We start from the raw sequence: 22,963 nt of genomic DNA, 5'->3' as shown, positions 1-22,963 counted from the left end.
AGAAAGAAGCGGATTGAATGATCCATCAACAAGGTATACGTTGCAGACCGGGCGGCGGTTACAACTATCGCCCTCCCGGCCCCACTTCTTTTACTGCGTCACAGCTCGCCGTAGGAATGCAGCCCGGACAAGAACATATTGACGCCAAGGAAGGCGAAACTGGTCACCAGCAAGCCGCAGACCGCCCACCAGGCCGCAACTTGTCCGCGCAAGCCCTTCATCAGACGCATGTGCAACCATGCCGCATAGTTGAGCCAGACGATTAGGGCCCAGGTTTCTTTAGGGTCCCAGGACCAGTAACCGCCCCAGGCTTCGGCTGCCCACAGCGCGCCAAGAATAGTGGCGATGGTGAAGAAGGTGAAGCCAACGGCAATCGCCTTGTACATCACGTCATCGAGCACTTCCAGCGAGGGCAAGCGGTCCATCAGATAGCCCTTGGATTTCAACAGGTAAGCCACCGCCACCATCGCTGCCAGCGAAAAAGTGCCGTAGCCGATAAAGTTGGCGGGGACGTGGATTTTCATCCACCAGCTTTGCAGGGCCGGCACCAGCGGCTGAATTTCCGAAGCGTCGCGCGAAACGGTGTACCACAGCAAAAATCCGACCGCCGCCGAAATGACCAGCAAGACGAAAGGTCCGAGCTGACGGGTGGCATAGCGCTGCTCATAGTAAAGATAGAACAGGGCGGTAATCATGCAAAACAGCACGAATACTTCGTAAAGGTTTGAAATCGGAATGTGGCCGACATCGCCGCCGATCAGGTAGGACTCATACCAGCGCACCAGCATGCCGGTGAAACCAAACACAACCGCCGCCCAGCACAATTTGGAGCCTATCGAATACCCGGTTTCCGAACGAGCGATCAATCCGATCCAGTAAAACAGGGTCGCCAGGAAAAACAGCATGCTCATCCACAAAATCGCCGATTGGCTGGACAAGAGGTACTTGAGCAGGAATTTCTGATTCGCCATTTCCAGCGCACCGCCGTACAGTGCGACCGCCGACAGCGCCAGCACCGTCAGCAAAGCAATCAGCGAGCGCACCGGCTTCCAGTGCCAGCCCAGACAGGCGAAGGTCGGCGCAGCCAGTACCAGCACCGCTTTTTCGTAGTAATCCATGAAACCGCCGAAGCGATTCAGCGCAAACAGCGCAGCAGCGACCAGCGCGACGGCATAGACCCAGTCGACCACGCTGAGACGTTTGAAATAACCCGGTTCGGGCGTGTAGGTTTGCGTCATTTCCATCATCTTCTCCAGTGCTGCGGCCGCCGGCGAACGGCTGGCCGCCAGCTTACGCTTGTTGCGTCAATTGTGCTTTGAGGGTCTCGAATTCGCGTTCGAAATCGAGTGTCTTGCGCTGCGTGCTCATGGCCAGCAAGGCATGGCTGCCGCCGTCACTGCCGCTACCACTGTCACCATCAACAGCATCGGCACTGCGTGGCCGTATCCATATCCACAGACGCCGTTCACGGATGTAGAGCATGGAAAACACACCCAGCACCAGCAGCAGACAGCCGAAATAAACGACTTTTTTGCCCGGTGAGCGCGTCACTTGCAACACCGATGCTTTGACTTCGGTGAAATCGTGCAGCTGCAAATAGACCGGAGCCTGATAAAACCCGGTATCGGCCAAAGCATTGGTCGCCAGCTGCAGGAAGCGGGCGTGCCGCTCATCGACAGGCATCGGCTTCAGGCCGGCATTTTCCCGCGCCACCTGCCACAGATCCCATAAGCTGCCGTTGAGAATTTTCATGAAGATGTCGGCGGCTTTTTCCTGATCTTGCGCCGGCATCCGCTCAAGGAAACGGGAAACGGCAATAAAACCGGATTGCCGCCCGTCTCCCTCGCCGCTGCCAGCGAACAAGGACAAGCCCTTGGCAGCGGATTTTTGCAGTTGCTCGCGCATGTCGGCAGGGGCATTTCGGTTATCGCTCATTGCGTGGCTGGCATAGCGCTGGGCGGCGCGCTCGCGCAACGCCGGATCGGCCAGTGCAGCGCGCAGGCGCATCCATTCGGCAACACTGTCCTCGTCATCGGCCGGAATGCGCAAATAGCGGAAGGGCTGATCCGGCTGATCGCGCATGCCGGCCAGATAGACATAGGCTCCATCGACCTGAATGGGGCGCATGTAATTCATGAATTCATGCGCTTGCCCGGTTTTGTCGCGCAATTTGTATTGGACGCTGGGGCCGACGTTTTTCAAATCCTTGCTATTGGCTGTTTTGGCACCGGAACCGAGGTGGGCGTCCAGCTTGTCCGCCAGTTGGCGATTGAAGTTCTGGTTCACGGCCCGGGCATCCTGACTGCCGTTGTTATTGTTTTTCAGGTTTTCGATGTTCAATGCGCGGAAACCGCTCCATTCCACGGTGTAGTCGTTGTCCTTGCCATTTTCCTTAGCGTTGCGCAGTGGCGTGCTGCCATTGACTTCACCGGCAACCTCAAAGGTCCGGTCGGCAACGCCCGCCATCGGCCAGGCGGTCAGTTTAAGTTTGCTGCCGCCGTCTTCAAAGCTGGATTGGTAGACGGCCACGCCGTTATAAATCAGCGGCTCATTGACCTTGATGGTGGAGGAAAACGTCTTGCCGGTTTCGTTGTCGCGCACCGTGACGTCGCTGGCGAACAGCTTGGGCATGCCGGTCGAGTAATAGTCGATGACAAAGCGGTTCAGTTTGATGGTGAAGGGCAAGTCCTGAATCAGTACGCCGCTTTGCTGGGGAATGATGGCGGTGCTGCTGCTAGCGCCTTCGGGAATGAGTGTGTTGCCCCGGAAGGTGGGGTTGTTGACGCTCAGTCGATGCTGCGCCGGAATTTGCGCAATGATGCCGCTGCCGGCGAACGGCGTCTTGCCGTAAAACCATTGCTGAAACCGGATCGGCATGTCGGAGTCGAGCAGTGCGCCAAGGCAGATGATGATGATGGCGCTATGGGCAAAGATGTAACCGAGCTTGTTGGCGGCACCCTTTTTGGCCGTCACCAGAATTGCGTCATCCTTGGCGACCAGCTTCACGCGATAGCCGTTGTCCTTGATGCGGGTTTCTAGTCGTGCGGCCAGATCGGCGGGGCTTGCCGCAGCGGTCCATTCGGCCTTGTGGCGGAAATTGCGCAGAGATTGCTCGCGCACATTTTCGCGCCAGTTGCGCATGTCGCTGAGCATTTTCGGCCCGTTACGAGCGACGCACAGCGAGGTGGAAGTCACCAGGAAGGCCATGATGAGCAGAAACCACCATGTCGAATACACGCTATAGAGACCGAGCTTGCTGAAGATGTCGAACCAGAACGGACCGAACTGATTCACGTAGTTCGGCATCGGCTCGTTTTGCTTGAGTACCGTGCCGATAGTCGATGCGATTGCGATGAGCGTCAGCAGGCTGATGGCAAAGCGCATTGAGGACACCAGCTCGACCGCGTCAGCCAGCCAGCGGCGCTTGGTGTTGATGTGTATTCCAGAGGTGTCGCTAGGCATAGATCAGTCTCGTTTCATGTGCGGCATGCCCGGCAATGTGCCGGTGGCATTCTTTAATGCAAAAAGGGGGTGGCTTTCTGGCCACCCCCCTTGTTTTGCTGCGTTGAGGCTTACTTCAATCCGGCCACGTAATCGGCTAAAGCCTGAATTTCAGTATCGGACAAGCGCTGTGCAATCATCGTCATCGGCACGTTGTTCTTGCGCGCGCCGCTACGGAAACTGGTCAACTGGGCAATCGTGTAATCCTGATGCTGGCCTGCCAGACGAGGATATTGTGCGGGGAGACCGGCACCGTTAGGGCTGTGGCAGCCGGCACAGGCAGGTACATTTTTCGAGGCGATTCCACCGCGATAGATGCTCTTGCCCTGTTCCAGCAATGCTTCATTCTTGGCTGCGCCTGGCTTGGGAGCCTGCTTGCTCAGGTAGGCGGCCAGGTCTTTCATGTCGCCGTCAGACAGGCTCATCGCCATCGGCATCATGATAGGGTTGCTGCGCTCGCCGGACTTGAAATTCATCAGCTGTTTGACGATGTAGGCCTCATGCTGTCCGGCCAGACGTGGATTCTGTACGATGGTCGAGTTGCCGGCAGCACCGTGGCAGGAAATGCAGGCGGTGATGTTTCGCGCCGCATCGCCGTTGGTGTACAACGCCTCGCCCTTGGCGGGATCTGCCTTGACGACTACGGGGGCGCTTGTTTTTTCATCGGCGGCATGAACGGCTGATGACATCGCCAGCAACGCGACAAACAAGGACTTCAACAATGGGGAAAAGGCACGATTCATTCAAACACCCTGGAAACTTTTAGTTTGTGGATTTTGCCCTGTTGGCGCCGGCACCCCATAAGCTTGCCTGGACCGCAACTGCATGCCACTAAGGCTGCCTGTACGCGCTATGCACAACAACAATAACCCCTTATTGTACAATAGCTTTTTAGCATTTCCCTCCCTCATCCGTATTTTCTACAGAATCCCTATCCAGATCCATGTCCCAACTTTGGCAAGCCCGTTTCTTTACCACCGTTAACCATTTGCGCGACCTGCCCGGTACGCAGATCCCCGAGATCGCTTTTGCTGGTCGTTCCAATGCAGGGAAATCCACTGCGATCAATATTCTGTGCAATCAGAAAAAACTCGCTTTTGCTTCCAAAACGCCCGGTCGCACTCAGCATATCAACTATTTTTCCATAGGCGGGGCCCATGTGGGTCAGCATCGCAAGGATGAAACCCGGGTGGATGAAATCCGCGCCATGCTAGTTGATCTTCCCGGTTACGGTTATGCGCAGGTTTCCGGTTCGGCCAAGCTGCACTGGCAAGAGCTGCTGGGGGATTATGTCCGCCGTCGCGATCAACTGGCTGCGCTGGTATTGATTGTCGATTCGCGTCGGCCTTTCACCGATCTGGATATTCAAATGGTGGAATGGTTTGCGCCTACCGGCAAGCCGCTGCACTGCATCCTCAGCAAATCAGACAAGCTCAATCGCACCGAAGCCACCAAGGCCCTGCGCATGGCGGAGACAGTGCTGGCCAGCTACGTTGATGATAAGGGGCAACCGTTTCCTTTTACCGTACAGTTGTTTTCTGCCTTGAAGCGCACCGGCCTGGAAGAAGCCGATGCCCGCATTCTGGAACTGGCAGGATTAAATGTCCCGCTCGCGACTCCTGCCGAAGATAACCCGACCTCGCCCCCTCCCGCGCCCGATTCCAACCCGGCGGCATAAGCCCTTCTTTTATATCCGCATATCCTCAGACGAAAAAAAGCCCCGGAAGAGGGAGTCTAGCCGGGGCGAAATGTCTATCTTTTTGGATAGACCCCGCTTAGGGAGGGAAGGGAAAGCGGGAGGCAAGTTCATTGCCTGCGCTTATGAGCCACTCATTGTCAGTAAAGTTTCTCGCCCTCTTACAAATTCGATCTTTTCGCAAATGTACGACTGTGAATCGAAACTTTTTCAATGTAACCATTCACATTCATAGGATTTATCGACCATGACCTATTCCCCCACCCCCTCATTCCCCCAGCTTCGTATGCGTCGTATGCGCAAGGATGCTTTTTCTCGCGCAATGATGCAGGAAAATGTCATTACCGCTGCGGATCTGATTTATCCCGTATTCATTCAGGAAGGTCAGCAGCAACGACACCCTGTTCCTTCCATGCCCGGCGTCGAACGTCTTTCCATTGATTTGCTGCTGACTGTCGCAGAAGAGTGCGTCCAACTTGGCATCCCGGTTTTGTCGCTGTTCCCAGTCATTGATACCGCGCTGAAAACACCGGACGGCATTGAAGCCATTAATCCCGATGGCCTGATTCCTCGAGCTGTACGGGCACTGAAGCTACGGTTTCCCGAACTCGGCATTCTCACTGACGTGGCCCTGGATCCCTACACCAGCCATGGCCAGGACGGCGTACTCGATGCCAATGGCTATATCCTTAATGATGAGACTACTGCGCTGCTGGTGCGTCAGTCGCTGGCGCAGGCCCAGGCCGGCGTCGACATTGTTGCGCCGTCCGACATGATGGACGGCCGTATCGGCGCTATCCGTGCAGCCCTGGAATCGAATGGATTTATTTACACCCGCATCATGGCGTATTCGGCTAAATATGCGTCTGCCTTTTACGGACCGTTCCGCGATGCAGTCGGCTCTGCCGCTAATCTGGGAAAAAGCAACAAGAGCACTTACCAGATGGACCCCGCCAATAGCGATGAGGCCCTGCGCGAAGTGGCGCTTGATCTGGCAGAGGGGGCCGATATGGTCATGGTGAAACCTGGCATGCCTTATCTCGATATTCTTCACAGAGTCAAAGAGACGTTCAAGGTACCGACCTTTGCTTATCAGGTGAGTGGCGAGTACGCCATGATCAAGGCTGCGGCCCAAAACGGCTGGCTCGATCACGACAAAACCATGCTGGAAGCCATGATGGCGTTCAAACGTGCTGGCGCCGATGGCGTGCTGACTTACTTTGCGCTGGATATTGCTCGCCACCTGCAACGGCGCTAATCGCTCCATAGCCTCGCTATAGCAAACGCCCCGGCGGACTGAATGCCCCCGGGGCGTTAGTGTTTTTGCTGCTTTAGCGAAGGTATTACTTGTTTGGCTGTGGCGTTAAGCGCAGATAGGGCCGCTCTGCCTTGTATCCCTTAGGGAATTTCTGCTTGATCACTTCTTCATCTTTGATCGACAGCGGAATAATGACGTCGTCTCCATCTTTCCAGTTGCCCGGCGTCGCTACGGAATATTGATCGCTTAATTGCAGCGCATCGAGCACCCGCAAGACTTCATCAAAGTTGCGTCCCGTGGTCAGCGGATACGTCAGCGTTAGCCGCAGCTTTTTCTTTGGGTCGATGATGAACAGAGCACGCACGGTGGCGGTTTCTGACTGATTGGGATGAATCATGTCGTACAGGGTTGCTACCTTTCTATCGATGTCGGCCAGTATCGGAAACCCTACCACGGTGTGCTGTGTTTCTTCGATATCGCGAATCCATTTGCCATGCTGCTCGGCACCGTCGACAGAAAGAGCGATTGCTTTCACGTTTCTTTTGTCAAATTCTGGTTTCAGTTTGGCAGTCAGGCCCAGTTCAGTCGTGCAGACCGGAGTGAAGTCAGCTGGATGCGAAAATAACACTACCCAGGAATCTCCTGCCCATTCGTGGAAATGAAGCTTGCCTATGGTGGAATCTTGTTCAAAATCAGGGGCGGTATCGCCCAATCGTAATGACATATCTTGCTCCTTGTGCGAGTTTGCTGGGATCAACCTACCTACTATAGTCTCCATGGCTGGCGAGACAAACAACATTTATCAGCTAAGCAAATACCCTGCAGGCATGCCGTGCAAGAAAGTACGGTATCAATCTGCCGCGTGTAATGCAGGCAAGAAATCAGTGGGTTTGCTGTAGCCGATTACCCGGGCATGAGGAATTTCGCGGCCCTGACGGTCGAACATAATGATCCCTGGCGGGCCAAATAAATTAAATCGTTTTAGCAATGCCTTGTCATCGGCATTATTGGCGGTGACGTCGACTTGAAGCAATACCATTTTATCCATTTGCGCCTTCACAGCCGGATCAGTAAACGTCCCCTTTTCCATCTCTATGCAAGAGACGCACCAGTCCGCATAGAAATCCAATAACGCAGATTTACCTTGTAGATTGGCCAACGCCGCATCGAGCTCTGCCGATGAACGAACGCGGGTGAATTGAATGCGCGACTCTGGGACGCCTCGGAATTGCGACATGGGCGACAGAGCGTCCTTTCCACCGGTAGCGGCACTCATCAGTTGCAATAAACCCAATGCTGCGAACACAAGGCCCATCGCCTTAACCGACCAATGCGCATCTTCCCGCCAGATGAGGTACGCGCCGTAAGCAATTCCCAGCGCAGCCCAACCAAGAACCGCCAGCACACCTGGTAACAAGCTACTCAGCATCCACCATGCGGTCCCCAGCATCAGAATGCCAAACAGACGCTTGACCTCGTTCATCCATTTGCCAGCACGCGGCAGCACAGTCCCGGCAGAGGCCCCGATCAATAGCAGCGGCACACTCATCCCTACACCCAGAGCAAAGAGCCCGCTACCGCCGATTAAGACATCACGGCTCTGACTCAGATACAACAGTGCGCCTGCCAGCGGTGGGGCTACACACGGGCCAACCACCAGCGCGGATATTGCACCCATTACAAACACGCCAATCAACTTACCGCCACTCCTGCGGCCCGAGAGATGTATCAAACCGGTCTGCCAGGATGCCGGAAGTTGCAGTTGATATAAGTCGAACATGGAAAGCGACAAACCCACCATGATGGCGGCGCAGATGGACAGCACCCAGGGATTTTGCAAACTCGCAGCCAAACCTTCGCCAAGCAAACCGGCGGCAATACCCATTCCGGTGTAGACCAAGGTCATGCCTAATGCATACATGAAAGAAAGCAATAAGCCTCTGCCTCGATGCACTTTGTGACGATCTCCCACAATGATGGAGGACAGTATCGGATACATTGGGAACATGCAGGGAGTAAAGGCAAGGCCAATACCCAGCAGAAAGAATAGGGGAAGTATTTTTAATAGATTACGACTTTGCAAAGAACTTGAAATTTGTGAGTCAATCGGTTGTGCGCTCGTCGACGGAGCTGGGTCTGCTGTTTTACCAATCAGAGTCGGATTTAGTTTGGCTTTGCTGGTCATCGGCGGATAACACAAACCCTGGTCAGCACAACCCTGAGCAGTAGCAATCAGAGTAAATTCTGCCGCTGCGGTGACCGGCAAGCGGATACTTAGACGTCCACGGTAGGTTTCTACGTTTTTTTGAAAATTCTCATCAAATTTGATCTTGCCAGCGGGAATGATGGCATCGCCTACGGCTACACTTTCACCCTCGAAGTGAAACCGATCACGGTACATGTAGTAACCGTCTGCAATTTCATAAACAACCTGAATGTTTTGTGCATCGATCATTTGGGCCGAAAAACGGAACGCAGCTTCCGGGGCCAGATATTCAGTTGAAGCTTTAGCCAGAGGGGTTGCCAGTAATCCGACGAACAAAAATACAGCGCCCACGCATAAGCATGCTTGAGCAGCGAAATCCTTGATTCTTAGTATTAAGACTGTTTGCCGCGTATGCACTGGGACCCTCTTTAGATCGGTGGGAAATGACTGTCAATCTACAGCGATAACGAGACTGCTATCAATAATGATCTCAGGAAAGCACAGGGAGAGACTTGGAACCTAACGACCGCTGAGTAAGGCGATGAGATGGTGTTGATCAGATCAGCCTGATGTAACAGGTCATCCCGTACGAGGCAGAACAGCAAGATTCACAACGATATTCACACCATGCACTACGTCATCTTGATGTGAGAGAAAAACTGAAGTGTAACCAGTAATTCAATCAGGAGTACGAGCCACTCCTGAAGAACAGGGACACATGATGAAACGACAAGTTTGAACTACTGCTAAAAGCAATAAAGCCAGGCAAATGCCTGGCTTTAATTTATAGACGAATCAATACGTGATTGATATCGATCTTACTCCGCAGTTTCAACTTCGGAATCATCCGAGATTTCAGGGCGGTCCAACAGTTCGATGTAAGCCATTGGGGCATTATCACCAACGCGGAAACCCATTTTCAAAATACGCAAATAACCGCCGTTACGTGTTGCATAACGTGGGCCAAGAACAGAAAACAATTTGCCGACGATTTCGCGATCACGCAAACGGCTAAATGCCAGACGCTTGTTAGCCAGTGTGTCGGTTTTACCAAGTGTCAGAATCGGCTCAATAACGCGGCGCAGTTCTTTTGCTTTTGGCAAAGTGGTTTTGATCGCTTCGTGACGCAGCAAGGATACTGTCATATTGCGCAGCATTGCCAAACGATGGGAAGAAGTTCTATTAAGCTTACGAAGACCGTGACGGTGACGCATGATAATTCCTTTTATTGAATTTTATTCCAGTTCTTCGATCGGCAAAAATTGCCGCGGACCGGTAACAAAGGGGTAGGTACTACTAAATTGGCATACGACAGATATATGCCTACAACAAGAACATGCCGCGGCAGATTTTACACCCACAGCGGCATAGACCAAATAAATTACTTTTCAAGCCCTGCTGGCGGCCAGTTTTCCAATTTCATTCCCAGCGTCAGACCACGCGTTGCCAAAACTTCCTTGATCTCATTCAATGATTTACGACCAAGATTTGGGGTCTTGAGCAACTCATTTTCACTACGCTGAATCAGATCGCCGATGTAATAGATATTCTCAGCTTTCAAGCAGTTCGCAGAGCGGACTGTCAACTCCAAATCATCCACGGGGCGCAGAAGAATTGGATCAACTTGTGGGGCGCGCGATTGAGCCTCTGGCGCAGCTTCGGTACCTTCCAGCGCAGCAAACACATTCAGCTGATCAACTAAGACGCGAGCAGATTGACGAATTGCTTCTTCGGGAGTGATCACGCCATTAGTTTCAATGTTGATGATCAATTTATCCAGATCGGTACGTTGCTCAACACGAGCAGATTCGACGAAATAGGAAACGCGGCGAACAGGAGAAAAAGAAGCGTCGAGAATAATGCGACCAATAGTCTTATTCGTATCTTCGCTCAATCGACGAACATTACCGGGTACATAGCCACGGCCTTTTTCGACTTTAATCTGCATGTCCAACTTGCCACCGGCAGTGAGATTCGCGATCACGTGATCAGGGTTAATCAACTCCACATCGTGTGGCAAATCGATATCCGAAGCCAGTACTGCACCTTCACCCTCTTTTTTGAGTGTCAAAGTAACTTCATCGCGATTGTGCAATTTAAATACAACACCTTTGAGATTCAGCAGAATGTCGACGACATCCTCTTGAACGCCATCAAGGGAGGAATATTCATGAACAACACCGGCAATTGTTACTTCTGTAGGCGCATAGCCAACCATCGAGGAGAGAAGGACCCGACGCAGAGCATTTCCTAAGGTATGGCCGTAACCACGCTCAAAGGGCTCCATCACAACTTTTGCATGACCTGGGGCCAGCGCTTCGACTTCAATAATTCGGGGTTTCAACAAGCTGTTCTGCATGAAATGTCCTCTTCAATACCCTCGGCTCGTTACACCGATAAGGCTGATGGCATTACGAAAAATGCCTGCCGAAAGAACGGCAGGCCTGAAAGATGAGTCGTGACAGAGAAGATTTAAGCCAACGTCGAGCTAAATACTATTCTCGTGTCATCAACCTGAGTGCCGAAGCACCAAAAATTAACGAGAGTAAAGTTCGACGATCAACGATTCGTTGACATCATTGGCGATTTCGCTGCGATCAGGAGACATTTTGTAAATGCCTTCCAATTTTTTAGCATCAACCGAAACCCAAGAAGGGAAACCACTTTGCTCCGCCAGAGAAAGTGCTTCAGCAATACGAACTTGCTTCTTAGCCTTTTCACGGATGGCAATAACATCACCAGCTTTGACTTGGTAGGAGGCGATATTAACAACAATCCCGTTAACAGTAAGCGCCTTGTGCGATACCAATTGGCGAGCTTCAGCACGAGTTGAACCAAAACCCATACGGTAAGCCACATTATCCAAACGAGCTTCGAGCAATTTCAACAGCGTTTCGCCAGTATTGCCCTTGCGACGGTCTGCGTCAGCAAAGTAGCGACGGAACTGACGTTCCAAAATACCGTACATGCGCTTTACTTTTTGCTTTTCGCGCAGTTGATTACCATAATCAGAAGTACGAGCACCCGATGTGCGACCATGCTGACCTGGCTTAGAATCCAGTTTGCACTTGGAATCCAATGAGCGACGTGCGCTCTTAAGAAAAAGGTCAGTGCCTTCACGGCGTGAAAGTTTAGCTTTAGGTCCAATATAACGAGCCACAGTGAATCCTTTGAAAAATGACGCCAGAACATCAAACGATGAAACCGACGCTAGTTCGACCTACGTACAATCAAACAGTGGACTTAAGAACAAAGCCCGCCTAGAAGCCGGCGGGCAATGAATGTACTTCAATTCCTGTAAGGAATTAAAAATTAGATACGACGACGCTTTGGAGGACGGCAACCGTTATGCGGAACTGGAGTAACGTCTTGAATTTGGGTAATTTTGATGCCCAAATTATTCAATGCACGCACAGCAGATTCGCGACCTGGGCCAGGCCCTTTGATGCGGACTTCCAAATTCTTGATCCCGCACTCAACAGCAACTTTACCGGCGGCTTCAGCAGCTACCTGCGCTGCAAATGGAGTCGACTTGCGCGAACCTTTAAAACCCGCACCACCAGAAGTAGCCCAAGAAAGCGCGTTACCTTGACGATCAGTGATCGTGATGATTGTATTGTTGAAGGAAGCATGAACGTGCGCGATTCCCTCAGCAACATTCTTCTTCACTTTTTTACGCACGCGTGCTGCTGCGGCGTTATTAGGTGCTTTTGCCATAATGATTTCCTTAAATCCGACGATTAAGCGAACTGTCTATCGGGATTATTTCTTCAGCGACTGTGCAGCTTTGCGTGGACCCTTACGAGTACGCGCATTTGTACGAGTCCGTTGTCCACGGCAAGGCAAGCCTTTGCGATGGCGCATGCCACGATAACAGCCGAGATCCATCAAACGCTTGATGTTCATCGAAAGTTCACGACGTAAATCACCTTCAACGACGAATTTTGCAATTTCCTCGCGAAGCTTTTCTAATTCGTTATCGTCCAGATCCTTAACTTTTTTAGTAGTCAGAACACCGGTACTAGCACAAATTTCTTGCGCTCGTGGGCGACCAACACCATAAATAGCGGTTAAACCAATTACAGTGTGCTGATGATTTGGGATGTTTACCCCTGCGATACGTGCCATGCGTTATTCCTCAATCAATAACGTTAATTTAACCTTGGCGCTGTTTATGACGCGGTTCAATGCAGATAACACGAACCACGCCTTTGCGCTTGATGATTTTACAATTGCGGCAAAGCCGCTTGATTGATGCGAGCACTTTCATTTTGGCCCTCTTTCTTTTAATACTTGGTTCAAATCAAATTACTTCGTGCGGAACACAATGCGTGCCCTGCTCAAATCATAGGGGGTCAATTCTACAGTGACTTTATCACCAGGAAGTATACGAATGTAATTCATACGCATCTTTCCGGAGATATGGCCAAGCACAATGTGCCCATTCTCCAACTTAACTCTAAAAGTTGCATTAGGGAGATTTTCTAAAATCTCACCTTGCATCTGGATAACATCGTCTTTTGCCATTCGGTCTTCTTGTTCCTTTGGTCGCTTGTCTCACTCAACGTGAAGACGCACCACCCTTGAAATTTGCCTTGCGGAGCAACGAATCATACTGCTGCGACATTACATAATTTTGAACTTGCGCCATAAAGTCCATAGTAACCACCACGATAATTAGCAAAGACGTACCGCCAAAATAGAACGGGACCTTCCAGCGAGCGATCAAGAACTCAGGCAGCAAGCATACTAAAGTGATGTACACGGCACCAGCCAAAGTCAAACGCATCAAAATCTTGTCAATATAACGAGCAGTCTGGTCACCTGGGCGAATTCCTGGTACAAAAGCACCACTCTTCTTAAGGTTATCCGCTGTTTCTTTACTATTGAAAACAAGCGCAGTATAGAAAAAACAGAAAAAAACAATCGCAATGGCATACAACAAGGCATGGATCGGCTCACCAGGGGCCATCGAAGCAGCAAGATCCTTGAGGAATCGAACGAAAGAATTCGATGTTTCGCCTGAAGTAAACCAACTAGTAATCGTTGCAGGAAACAGGATAATTGATGAAGCAAAAATAGGAGGAATTACACCTGCCATATTAAGCTTTAGAGGCAAGTGACTACTTTGACCTCCATAAATTTTGTTCCCAACTTGCCTTTTTGCATAATTAACAAGAATTTTTCTCTGGCCACGCTCAATAAAAACGACAACGAAAGTAACAAGCGCAACTATCAAACAAATCAAAATTGCAGATAACGCGTTCATAGATCCCGTCCGGACTAGCTCAAACAATCCGCCAAGTGCGTTTGGAAGACCAGCCGCAATACCGGCAAAGATGATAATAGAGATACCGTTGCCAAGTCCACGTTCAGTAATTTGCTCACCCAACCACATCAAAAACATAGTTCCAGTTAGCAACGTAACTACTGTTGTTAAGCGAAAAGCAAGTCCAGGATCCAGTACGAGCCCAGCCTGCGACTCAAGAGCAACAGCAATACCAAGTGCCTGGAAGGTTGCTAGGAGCAGAGTTCCGTAGCGAGTATATTGAGTAATCTTACGACGACCGGACTCACCTTCCTTTTTAAGCGCCTCCAGCTGAGGAGAAACCACCGACATCAACTGCATGATGATCGATGCCGATATGTACGGCATGATACCCAACGCAAATATCGTAAATCGTGATAATGCGCCACCAGAGAACATGTTAAACATGCCCAAGATGCCACCCTGATTCTGGCGAAATAGCTGCGCCAGTTGGGTAGGATCAATTCCAGGGACAGGGATATGAGCCCCGATACGGTATACCACCAACGCAGACAGTAAGAACCAAAGGCGATTCCAAGGAAAACCTTTTGTCGCACTTTTTGCAAGCTGTGGTGTAGTAGCCAATTAAAGCTCCGCGTCAAACTTAAAATTAGGCAACAGATCCACCAAGAGCTTCAATCGCAGCTTTAGCACCTTTAGTTGCAATCAAACCCTTGACGTTAACTTTTTTAGTCAGTTCGCCAGAAAGGATGATGCGAACAACTCGCGCCAATTGAGAAACAACACCAGCTTGTTTCAATGCCAGGATGTCAACTTCGCTAACTGGCAAGGCTTCCAGATCCGAAAGACGAACTTCAGCTTTGTAAGGTGTTGCTAAGGATTTAAAACCACGCTTCGGCAGTCGGCGCTGCAAAGGCATTTGACCGCCTTCAAAACCGACTTTATGAAAACCACCAGAACGAGATTTTTGGCCCTTATGACCACGGCCGGCAGTTTTACCCAAGCCGGATCCAATACCGCGACCAACACGACGCTTGTAATGCTTTGCGCCTTCAGCTGGTTGAATCGTATTCAATTCCATAATTTGCTCCGTTCGTAAGCCTCAGCTTACGAAACAACTTTCACAAGATACGATACTTTGTTGATCATTCCGCGCACCGATGGAGTATCTTCAAGCTCAGATATAGAGTTCATCCTGCGCAGACCAAGTCCACGCACGGTTGCACGATGAGACTCGCGAGTACCGATCAATCCTTTAACCAACTGGACTTTGATTTTATTAACCATTTTGTATCACCTCAGCCCAGAATGTCTTCAACTGACTTACCGCGCTTGGCAGCGATCTCAGAAGGAGTATTCATTTTTGACAAACCATCGATTGTAGCGCGCACCATATTGTAGGGATTAGTCGATCCATTCGACTTAGCCACCACATTGGTCACACCCATCACCTCAAAAATCGCACGCATGGGACCACCAGCAATCACACCGGTACCATCCTTGGCTGGAGACATCAAAACTGACGACGCTCCGTGCTTGCCTGTTACCGTATGCTGAAGAGTGCCGTTTTTCAACGTCACTTTGATCATCTTGCGACGAGCTTCTTCCATTGCCTTTTGAACAGCAACTGGAACTTCTTTTGATTTACCCTTACCCATGCCAATGCGACCATCGCCGTCACCGACCACTGCGAGCGCAGCGAAACCCATGATCCGGCCACCCTTAACAACCTTGGTAACACGATTAACAGCGATCATTTTTTCGCGCATGCCATCATCTGGCTTATCGCTTTGCATCTTGGATTGCATTTTTGCCATGATGATTTTCCTTAGAACTTCAGGCCGGCTTCACGCGCAGCTTCAGCTAACGCCTTGACGCGACCGTGATAACGGAAACCGGAGCGATCAAAAGCTACCTCGGTTACTCCAGCTTGCAACGCTTTTTCAGCAACTCGCTTGCCTACAAGGGAAGCCGCAGCGGCATTACCGCCCTTACCCGATTGACCCGCCAACAGCTGACGAACTTCCGCCTCGAGTGTTGAAGCCGAAGCCAATATGCTTGCATCTGGGCCAATGATGCTGGCATAGATATGCGTATTGGTGCGATGAACCGCAAGACGGTTTACTTTTAGTTCTGCGATCTTCGCCCGGGTTTGAGTCGCGCGCCGCAGACGTGATTGTTTCTTGTCCATCGTCAACCCTTACTTCTTCTTGGTTTCTTTGAGTACGACCACTTCATCCGAATAACGTACGCCCTTACCCTTGTAGGGCTCTGGCTCACGATATGCACGAATTTCAGCGGCGACCTGTCCAACTACCTGACGGTCGATACCTTTAATTAAGATCTCAGTCTGAGTCGGTGTCTCGCACTTAATGCCATGCGGCATCTGATGTACGATAGGGTGCGAAAAGCCTAGTGACAAATTTAATTTATCACCTTGCGCTTGCGCACGAAAACCCACGCCTACTAAGTTCAGCTTACGTTCAAAACCCTTAGTCACACCATGAACCATGTTGTTTACTAATGCACGTAGGGTTCCAGACATTGCATTTGCTTCACGACTATCGTCGGCAACATCGAAACTCAGTGTGCCATCAACATTTGCAACTTTTACCTTGTCAGTAAGACGTTGTGTCAATGTACCTAATGGTCCTTTTACTACGATCTGCGCTGCTGTGATGATTGCTTCGGCATCTTTAGGCAGTGCAATCGGCATTTTACCAACACGAGACATATTGCACTCCTTAAGCTACGTAGCAAATCACTTCGCCACCGACACCGGTAGCGCGCGCTTTGCGATCTGTCATCACACCGCGCGGCGTTGAGACAATTGCAACACCCAGACCGTTCATCACGTTCGGGATATCATCTTTGCCTTTATAGATACGCAAACCAGGGCGTGACACACGCTCAATACGCTCGATAACTGGACGACCTGCATAATATTTCAAACCGATCTTCAGCTCAGCCTTACCACCAGCCTCGACTACTGCAAAATCTTCAATATAACCTTCATCCTTAAGGACATTGGCAATTGCGATCTTCACTTTCGAGGAGGGCATGGCAACTGATACTTTTTGAACGACTTGGGCATTGCGGATACGTGTCAACATATCGGCGATAGGATCACTCATACTCATTGCGGTTCTCCTATTACCAGCTGGCTTTTGTCATACCCGGAATCTCACCACGCATGGCGAATTCACGGACTTTAATACGGCCCAATCCGAATTTACGGAATGTTCCACGTGGACGACCTGTCAATGCACAACGGTTACGCTGACGCGTCGGAGCAGAGTTACGCGGCAACGACTGCAACTTCAGACGCGCTTCGTAACGTTCTTCTTCCGATTTTGATTGATCATCAATGATTGCCTTTAACGCAGCACGCTTCCCAGCATATTTCTTTACCAGGTCTGCACGCTTTTGTTCACGGTTAATCAGTGCCAACTTTGCCATGGCAGCCTCAGTTTCTGAACGGAAATTTAAATGCGGCGAGAAGCGCTTTCGCTTCATCGTCGGTCTTCGCTGTCGTCGTGATGCTGATGTTAAGCCCACGCAAAGCGTCAATTTTGTCGTACTCAATTTCGGGGAAAATAATTTGCTCTTTTACGCCGATATTATAGTTTCCACGACCATCGAATGCGCGACCGGAGACACCCCGAAAATCCCGAACACGTGGCAAAGCAACTGTAATAAAGCGATCCAAGAACTCATACATCTGAGCGCCACGCAAAGTTACCATACAACCAATTGGATAACCCTCACGGATCTTGAAGCCCGCAATAGCTTTACGCGCTTTAGTTACCACTGGCTTCTGACCTGCAATCTTTGTCAAATCACCAACAGCATGCTCAATAATTTTCTTGTCCGCTACCGCTTCCGACAAACCCATATTTAAAGTGATTTTCAGAATACGCGGCACTTCCATCACAGATTTGTATGCAAATTTAGCAGTCAAATCAGCAACGACTTTTGCTTTATAAAATTCCTGGAGACGAGCCATGATCTCTTAAACCTTAACTGCTTCGCCGGTGGACTGATAAGTGCGGACTTTCTTACCGTCCACTTGCTTAAAAGCCACGCGATCTGCCTTGCCTGATGCAGCATTATACAAAGCCACATTAGACACATGAATTGGCATCAACTTATCGACGATGCCACCTGTTGCGCCAGTCATCGGATTAGGCTTAGTTGCTTTTTTCACAACATTAACGCCCTCGACAACAATATAATCGGCACTGACACGCTGCGAGACGATTCCGCGCTTGCCCTTATCTTTGCCGGTCAATACGACGACTTCATCGTTTGTACGAATCTTTCCCATGACCTATCCTTACAGAACTTCAGGGGCCAAAGACACGATTTTCATGAAGCGCTCGGTGCGCAACTCACGAGTAACCGGTCCAAAAATACGAGTACCAATTGGCTCAAGCTTGGCATTAAGCAACACGGCAGCATTGCTGTCGAATTTAACCAAGGAACCATCAGGACGACGCACGCCTTTAGCAGTACGAACCACTACGGCATTGTAAATCTCACCTTTTTTGACGCGCCCACGAGGAGCCGCGCTCTTGACTGTGACCTTGATCACATCACCAATTCCTGCATAACGGCGCCGCGAACCACCCAACACTTTAATGCACAGAACTTCGCGCGCACCAGTATTGTCGGCCACTTCTAGCCGGCTTTCTGTCTGAATCATATATTTTCTTTCCCAACTTAATCCGCTAACTGCACACAATGTGCAGCGCGGTCAGTCTTGGTCCTGTAAATCAGCTAACTGATTTTTAGGGGACGGTAAACTTTTGCGATCTCTTTTACAAAACTTCACAAAGCAAAAGAAGAGCTGAGCATTATGGCAGCTAAGTACCATACATGCAAGGATAACTTAAACTATTTGTGCTGCCTGAACAACACGCGTCACACTCCAAGCTTTAGTCTTGGAAACTGGACGACCTTCTTGAATCTCTACAGTGTCGCCTTCCTTGACCTGGTTAGATTCATCATGTGCATGGTACTTATTCGTACGCATAATGATCTTCCCGTACAGGGGATGTTTTACGTGACGTTCAATCAACACCGTAACAGTCTTATCCATTTTGTCTGATACAACTTTGCCAATCAGCGTGCGCTTCAGCGCCTGTTTCACTGTATCGTTCATTGTTGTCCATCCTTTGAATTGATGACTGTCTTTACACGTGCGATGTCGCGACGTACTTTTTTCAATTGCGCAGTATTGTTCAATTGCTGCGTAGCCACTTGCATGCGCAAGCTAAATTGCGCTTTTAATAACTCATGCAATTCTTTGGCCAGCGCCGCTTCGTCTTTACCGCGGAGTTCTGCTACATTCATGTTCCGCTCCTGTTATTGACCGACTTGACGAACAACAAAAGTCGTCGACAAAGGCAATTTGGCTGCTGCCAAGCGAAACGCTTCACGGGCCAGAGTTTCGTCGACGCCGTCCATCTCGTACAGAACCTTACCTGGCTGAATTTCTGCCACGTAATACTCTGGATTACCTTTACCATTACCCATACGTACTTCGGCAGGCTTTTGGGAAATTGGCTTGTCCGGAAATACGCGAATCCAAATACGACCACCACGCTTAATGTGGCGGGTCATCGCTCGGCGAGCCGCTTCAATTTGACGGGCAGTGATACGACCGCGACCCACAGCTTTAAGCCCAAATTCACCAAACGACACGGCAGTACCACGTGAATGGGATATGCCTGTGTTGCGACCTTTTTGCTCTTTACGATATTTTCTACGTGCTGGTTGCAGCATGATTATTCTCCTGCTTTCTCAGCCAAAACTACAGTTTCAGCATCGGCGGGTTTTGCCGTCCGCACTCGTTTGACACCGGCATTTGCACTAGGCGCAGAAGCTGGCGCAGCGATACCAGTTTTAGGACGAGGACGAGCACCAGGCTTACCATCATCACGACGCGGACCGCGACGTTTTTTGTCATCGTCCAGCGAACCTTCGAGCACAGGCGAATCGCCATTTGCAAGACGATCACCCTTGTAAACCCAAACCTTGATCCCGATGATGCCGTATGTAGTTTGTGCCTCACCAAAACCATAGTCGATATCTGCACGCAGCGTATGGAGGGGAACGCGACCTTCGCGATACCATTCCTTACGAGCTATCTCAATACCGTTTAAACGACCCGACGACATGATCTTGATACCCTGAGCACCCAAACGCATCGCATTTTGCATCGCACGTTTCATTGCTCGGCGAAACATGATGCGTTTTTCGAGCTGCTGTGCAATTGAATCTGCAATCAATTGTGCATCAGCTTCAGGCTTACGAATTTCTTCGATATTGACGTGGACAGGTACGCCCATCAATTTGCCTAATGCTGTCTTCAACACTTCAATGTCTTCGCCTTTTTTACCAATTACAACGCCCGGGCGGGAGCTATAAATTGTAATACGAGCATTCTTGGCTGGGCGCTCAATAACAACCCGGCCAACGGAAGCGTTCTTCAGTTTTGTCTTCAGATAAGCACGTACTTTAAGATCTTCAATCAGCATTTCAGCAAAATTACTATTGCCTGCATACCAACGTGAACCCCAGTTGCGCGTTACTGCCAGGCGAAAACCGGTTGGATGTATTTTCTGTCCCATCGTGACTCCTTAGTTTCCAACAGTCACATAGATGTGACAGGATTGCTTGGAAATACGATCACCACGGCCTTTTGCTCGCGCTGTGAAGCGCTTAAGGACCGTACCTTTTTCGACATAAATGGTCGTAATCTTCAGTTCGTCGATGTCTGCACCATCATTATGTTCGGCATTCGCAATTGCGGATTCCAGAACCTTTTTGATAATGACAGCACCTTTTTTAGGACTGAAGGTCAAGATATTTAGAGCCTGATCAACTTTTTTGCCGCGAATCAGATCGGCAACCAAACGGCCTTTTTGCGCCGAAAGATGTACACCGCGGAGGGTAGCTTTAGTTTCCATCATAGGGCCTTATTTCTTAGCCTTCCTGTCTGCCGCGTGACCCTTAAACGTACGGGTCAGCGCGAATTCGCCGAGCTTATGACCAACCATATTTTCCGAAACATAAACGGGTATGTGCAACTTACCGTTATGAACCGCAATTGTCAGGCCAATAAAATCAGGCATGATGGTGGAACGACGCGACCAGGTTTTGATCGGCTTTTTATCTTTAGTCGCTTGCGCAGTTTCCACTTTTTTTACCAAGTGAGCATCGCAAAACGGCCCTTTTTTCAATGAGCGAGTCATGTTCTATTCCTTATTTCTTGCCGCGGCGAGAGACGATCATTGAAGTCGTGCGCTTGTTACGGCGAGTCTTCTTGCCCTTGGTCTGTTGACCCCACGGCGAAACCGGATGACGACCAGCCGCCGTTTTACCTTCACCACCACCATGCGGGTGATCGACAGGATTCATCACCACACCGCGAACGGTAGGACGAACACCGCGCCAGCGCATTGCGCCAGCTTTACCGATTTTGCGCAGATTGTGCTCGCCATTACCCACTTCACCGATGGTAGCGCGGCATTCTATATGCACGCGGCGAACTTCACCAGATCGCAAACGAACCTGAGCATATGTGCCTTCACGAGCCATCAGAACAACGCCCGCGCCAGCTGTACGAGCCATTTGCGCACCCTTGCCGGGCAACATTTCCACACAGTGAATTGTTGTACCAACCGGGATATTGCGAATCGGCAAAGTATTACCAGACTTAATTGGCGCTTCGGAACCGCTTAACAACTGGTCACCGACTGCCAGACCCTTTGGTGCAATGATGTACTTACGCTCACCATCTGCATAACATAGCAATGCAATATGCGCTGTCCGGTTAGGATCGTATTCAATACGTTCGACTTTTGCCGGAATACCATCTTTATTACGACGGAAGTCGACTACACGATAATGCTGCTTATGACCACCGCCTATATGGCGTGTGGTGATATGACCATTATTATTTCGACCTGCAGTCTTAGATTTCTTTTCGATCAATGCAGCAAACGGACGACCTTTATATAAATCGCTATTTACTACTTTGACCATACCACGCCGACCTGGCGACGTTGGCTTTACTTTTACGAGTGCCATTATTTAGCCTCCTCGGTAAAGTTGATTTCTTGACCCGGCTTCAAGCTTACGAAAGCACGGCGAGTGTGATTACGGCGACCCATGGTACGGCCTGAACGTTTTTGCTTACCGATACGATTAGCAACTTGAACGGACTCGACCTCAACCTTGAATAACAACTCCACCGCAGCCTTAACCTCAAGCTTGGTAGCATCTTTCGTCACCAGGAAAATGACTTGCTCATTTTTCTCAGCAATGAAAGTTGACTTTTCGGAAATTACCGGCGCCAACAGCACTTTCATCAAGCGCTCTTCGCTATATTTAACGTTTGCGTTCATGCCAGCAACTCCTCAATCTTAGCCAATGCAAGCTTGGTGATCAATACCGTCTTGTAGTGTACCAACGATACGGGATCGGCCTGACCAGGCTCAACGATCAAAACACCAGGCAAATTGCGCGCAGCCAGCAGCAAATTTTCTGCCACATTATCGGTAATGATCAACACGGAATCCAGTCCCATGCCTTTCAATTTTTGCGACAACAACTTGGTCTTAGGCGCTTCAACATTGAAACTCTCAACGATTGACAGGCGACCTTCACGAGCCAACTGAGACAAGATCGAACAGACACCTGCCCGATACATCTTCTTGTTAACTTTGTGAGTGAAATTTTCGTCCGGGGAATTCGGGAAAATACGTCCACCCCCACGCCATAGCGGCGAAGAAGACATACCAGCACGAGCGCGGCCAGTACCTTTTTGACGCCACGGTTTTTTAGTTGTGTGATGAACTTCATCACGGTCTTTTTGTTTGCGGTTACCGCTACGTGCATTCGCTTGGTACGCAACCACGACCTGATGAATTAACGCTTCGTTATAGTCACGAGCGAAAATTGTATCGGGAGCCGCAACATTGGATGACGCCTGACCTTGTTCATTTAGGAGCTTGAGTTCCATCG

34 protein-coding genes are annotated in these 22,963 nt (G+C 50.1%); 2 read left to right on the top strand and 32 right to left on the bottom strand.

From position 1 onward, the window contains the following. Positions 1–98 precede the first annotated feature (98 nt). From ccsB to RGU70_RS03350, 3 genes are all read right to left on the bottom strand, one after another. A complete protein-coding gene (gene ccsB, locus RGU70_RS03360) occupies positions 99–1,247 on the bottom strand; it encodes a c-type cytochrome biogenesis protein CcsB (RefSeq protein WP_416186471.1) in 1,149 nt (382 codons plus the stop codon). 43 nt (positions 1,248–1,290) lie between these two features. After that, a complete protein-coding gene (locus RGU70_RS03355) occupies positions 1,291–3,462 on the bottom strand; it encodes a cytochrome c biogenesis protein ResB (protein ID WP_322207999.1) in 2,172 nt (723 codons plus the stop codon). Between the two features lie 110 nt (positions 3,463–3,572). Continuing rightward, entirely contained in the window at positions 3,573–4,244 is a 672-nt protein-coding gene (locus RGU70_RS03350; RefSeq protein WP_322207998.1) for a c-type cytochrome, read from the bottom strand. 200 nt (positions 4,245–4,444) lie between these two features. Between RGU70_RS03350 and yihA the strand changes: the two genes are divergently transcribed. Next, complete coding sequence (gene yihA, locus RGU70_RS03345) at positions 4,445–5,179, top strand: ribosome biogenesis GTP-binding protein YihA/YsxC (RefSeq protein ID WP_322207997.1); 735 nt, start codon at positions 4,445–4,447, stop codon at positions 5,177–5,179. Positions 5,180–5,444: 265 nt separating this feature from the next. Next, entirely contained in the window at positions 5,445–6,455 is a 1,011-nt protein-coding gene (gene hemB / locus RGU70_RS03340) for a porphobilinogen synthase (protein WP_322207996.1), read from the top strand. 85 nt (positions 6,456–6,540) lie between these two features. On the opposite strand, the gene RGU70_RS03335 is transcribed toward hemB, so the two are convergent. The 29 genes from RGU70_RS03335 to rplD form a co-directional block, all read right to left on the bottom strand. Continuing rightward, entirely contained in the window at positions 6,541–7,179 is a 639-nt protein-coding gene (locus RGU70_RS03335; RefSeq protein WP_322207995.1) for a peroxiredoxin, read from the bottom strand. A gap of 126 nt (positions 7,180–7,305) precedes the next feature. Then, a complete protein-coding gene (gene dsbD, locus RGU70_RS03330; protein WP_322207994.1) occupies positions 7,306–9,012 on the bottom strand; it encodes a protein-disulfide reductase DsbD in 1,707 nt (568 codons plus the stop codon). A 467-nt stretch (positions 9,013–9,479) separates the two neighbouring features. Beyond that, positions 9,480–9,875, bottom strand: a complete 396-nt coding sequence (gene rplQ, locus RGU70_RS03325) for a 50S ribosomal protein L17 (RefSeq protein WP_322207993.1) — start codon at positions 9,873–9,875, stop codon at positions 9,480–9,482. A 167-nt stretch (positions 9,876–10,042) separates the two neighbouring features. Next, a complete protein-coding gene (locus tag RGU70_RS03320) occupies positions 10,043–11,020 on the bottom strand; it encodes a DNA-directed RNA polymerase subunit alpha (protein WP_322207992.1) in 978 nt (325 codons plus the stop codon). 177 nt (positions 11,021–11,197) lie between these two features. Beyond that, the gene (rpsD, locus tag RGU70_RS03315) at positions 11,198–11,821 is read right to left on the bottom strand and encodes a 30S ribosomal protein S4 (protein WP_322207991.1); all 624 of its coding nucleotides are present in this window, start codon (positions 11,819–11,821) and stop codon (positions 11,198–11,200) included. A 152-nt stretch (positions 11,822–11,973) separates the two neighbouring features. Next, positions 11,974–12,378 carry a 30S ribosomal protein S11 gene (rpsK, locus tag RGU70_RS03310; RefSeq protein ID WP_322207990.1) on the bottom strand — a complete coding sequence of 135 codons (405 nt, stop codon included), beginning with the start codon at positions 12,376–12,378 and terminating at the stop codon, positions 11,974–11,976. A 45-nt stretch (positions 12,379–12,423) separates the two neighbouring features. Next, on the bottom strand, positions 12,424–12,789 hold the full coding sequence (gene rpsM, locus RGU70_RS03305) for a 30S ribosomal protein S13 (RefSeq protein WP_322207989.1): 366 nt from the start codon (positions 12,787–12,789) through the stop codon (positions 12,424–12,426). A gap of 28 nt (positions 12,790–12,817) precedes the next feature. Then, positions 12,818–12,931, bottom strand: a complete 114-nt coding sequence (rpmJ, locus tag RGU70_RS03300) for a 50S ribosomal protein L36 (protein ID WP_322207988.1) — start codon at positions 12,929–12,931, stop codon at positions 12,818–12,820. A 38-nt stretch (positions 12,932–12,969) separates the two neighbouring features. Next, a complete protein-coding gene (infA, locus tag RGU70_RS03295; protein ID WP_014004414.1) occupies positions 12,970–13,188 on the bottom strand; it encodes a translation initiation factor IF-1 in 219 nt (72 codons plus the stop codon). 34 nt (positions 13,189–13,222) lie between these two features. Beyond that, positions 13,223–14,554, bottom strand: a complete 1,332-nt coding sequence (gene secY / locus RGU70_RS03290) for a preprotein translocase subunit SecY (RefSeq protein WP_322207987.1) — start codon at positions 14,552–14,554, stop codon at positions 13,223–13,225. Positions 14,555–14,579: 25 nt separating this feature from the next. Next, positions 14,580–15,011, bottom strand: coding sequence for a 50S ribosomal protein L15 (gene rplO / locus RGU70_RS03285; RefSeq protein ID WP_322207986.1), 432 nt, complete (start codon positions 15,009–15,011; stop codon positions 14,580–14,582). 26 nt (positions 15,012–15,037) lie between these two features. Continuing rightward, a complete protein-coding gene (gene rpmD, locus RGU70_RS03280) occupies positions 15,038–15,217 on the bottom strand; it encodes a 50S ribosomal protein L30 (protein WP_322207985.1) in 180 nt (59 codons plus the stop codon). A gap of 11 nt (positions 15,218–15,228) precedes the next feature. Next, positions 15,229–15,747 carry a 30S ribosomal protein S5 gene (rpsE, locus tag RGU70_RS03275; RefSeq protein WP_322207984.1) on the bottom strand — a complete coding sequence of 173 codons (519 nt, stop codon included), beginning with the start codon at positions 15,745–15,747 and terminating at the stop codon, positions 15,229–15,231. An 11-nt stretch (positions 15,748–15,758) separates the two neighbouring features. Beyond that, positions 15,759–16,121 (bottom strand): 50S ribosomal protein L18, encoded by a 363-nt coding sequence (gene rplR, locus RGU70_RS03270; RefSeq protein WP_322207983.1) that lies wholly within the window; start codon positions 16,119–16,121, stop codon positions 15,759–15,761. Between the two features lie 9 nt (positions 16,122–16,130). Beyond that, positions 16,131–16,664: a 50S ribosomal protein L6 gene (rplF, locus tag RGU70_RS03265; protein ID WP_322207982.1), complete on the bottom strand. Its 534-nt coding sequence runs from the start codon at positions 16,662–16,664 to the stop codon at positions 16,131–16,133. Positions 16,665–16,674: 10 nt separating this feature from the next. Then, positions 16,675–17,070: a 30S ribosomal protein S8 gene (gene rpsH, locus RGU70_RS03260; protein ID WP_322207981.1), complete on the bottom strand. Its 396-nt coding sequence runs from the start codon at positions 17,068–17,070 to the stop codon at positions 16,675–16,677. A 13-nt stretch (positions 17,071–17,083) separates the two neighbouring features. Next, positions 17,084–17,389, bottom strand: a complete 306-nt coding sequence (gene rpsN / locus RGU70_RS03255; RefSeq protein ID WP_322207980.1) for a 30S ribosomal protein S14 — start codon at positions 17,387–17,389, stop codon at positions 17,084–17,086. Between the two features lie 7 nt (positions 17,390–17,396). Further along, positions 17,397–17,936: a 50S ribosomal protein L5 gene (gene rplE, locus RGU70_RS03250; protein ID WP_322207979.1), complete on the bottom strand. Its 540-nt coding sequence runs from the start codon at positions 17,934–17,936 to the stop codon at positions 17,397–17,399. A gap of 6 nt (positions 17,937–17,942) precedes the next feature. Continuing rightward, entirely contained in the window at positions 17,943–18,257 is a 315-nt protein-coding gene (gene rplX, locus RGU70_RS03245) for a 50S ribosomal protein L24 (RefSeq protein ID WP_322207978.1), read from the bottom strand. A 9-nt stretch (positions 18,258–18,266) separates the two neighbouring features. Further along, positions 18,267–18,635: a 50S ribosomal protein L14 gene (rplN, locus tag RGU70_RS03240; RefSeq protein ID WP_322207977.1), complete on the bottom strand. Its 369-nt coding sequence runs from the start codon at positions 18,633–18,635 to the stop codon at positions 18,267–18,269. A gap of 186 nt (positions 18,636–18,821) precedes the next feature. Beyond that, positions 18,822–19,094, bottom strand: a complete 273-nt coding sequence (rpsQ, locus tag RGU70_RS03235) for a 30S ribosomal protein S17 (RefSeq protein WP_322207976.1) — start codon at positions 19,092–19,094, stop codon at positions 18,822–18,824. Then, complete coding sequence (rpmC, locus tag RGU70_RS03230) at positions 19,091–19,285, bottom strand: 50S ribosomal protein L29 (protein ID WP_322207975.1); 195 nt, start codon at positions 19,283–19,285, stop codon at positions 19,091–19,093. The genes rpsQ and rpmC overlap by 4 nt, the downstream gene beginning before the upstream one ends. Positions 19,286–19,297: 12 nt before the next feature. Further along, a complete protein-coding gene (rplP, locus tag RGU70_RS03225) occupies positions 19,298–19,717 on the bottom strand; it encodes a 50S ribosomal protein L16 (protein ID WP_322207974.1) in 420 nt (139 codons plus the stop codon). 2 nt (positions 19,718–19,719) lie between these two features. After that, positions 19,720–20,565, bottom strand: a complete 846-nt coding sequence (gene rpsC, locus RGU70_RS03220; protein ID WP_322207973.1) for a 30S ribosomal protein S3 — start codon at positions 20,563–20,565, stop codon at positions 19,720–19,722. A 9-nt stretch (positions 20,566–20,574) separates the two neighbouring features. Next, positions 20,575–20,907 carry a 50S ribosomal protein L22 gene (gene rplV, locus RGU70_RS03215; RefSeq protein WP_322207972.1) on the bottom strand — a complete coding sequence of 111 codons (333 nt, stop codon included), beginning with the start codon at positions 20,905–20,907 and terminating at the stop codon, positions 20,575–20,577. A gap of 6 nt (positions 20,908–20,913) precedes the next feature. Beyond that, positions 20,914–21,189, bottom strand: a complete 276-nt coding sequence (rpsS, locus tag RGU70_RS03210) for a 30S ribosomal protein S19 (protein ID WP_322207971.1) — start codon at positions 21,187–21,189, stop codon at positions 20,914–20,916. Between the two features lie 10 nt (positions 21,190–21,199). Next, the gene (gene rplB / locus RGU70_RS03205) at positions 21,200–22,027 is read right to left on the bottom strand and encodes a 50S ribosomal protein L2 (RefSeq protein WP_322207970.1); all 828 of its coding nucleotides are present in this window, start codon (positions 22,025–22,027) and stop codon (positions 21,200–21,202) included. Then, the gene (gene rplW / locus RGU70_RS03200) at positions 22,027–22,344 is read right to left on the bottom strand and encodes a 50S ribosomal protein L23 (RefSeq protein WP_322207969.1); all 318 of its coding nucleotides are present in this window, start codon (positions 22,342–22,344) and stop codon (positions 22,027–22,029) included. The genes rplB and rplW overlap by 1 nt, the downstream gene beginning before the upstream one ends. Beyond that, the gene (rplD, locus tag RGU70_RS03195; RefSeq protein ID WP_322207968.1) at positions 22,341–22,961 is read right to left on the bottom strand and encodes a 50S ribosomal protein L4; all 621 of its coding nucleotides are present in this window, start codon (positions 22,959–22,961) and stop codon (positions 22,341–22,343) included. The genes rplW and rplD overlap by 4 nt, the downstream gene beginning before the upstream one ends. Positions 22,962–22,963 lie beyond the last annotated feature (2 nt).

Source organism: Herbaspirillum sp. RTI4 (assembly GCF_034313965.1).
Lineage (GTDB): Bacteria > Pseudomonadota > Gammaproteobacteria > Burkholderiales > Burkholderiaceae_D > Herbaspirillum.
This window is presented reverse-complemented; position numbering and strand designations above follow the sequence as displayed.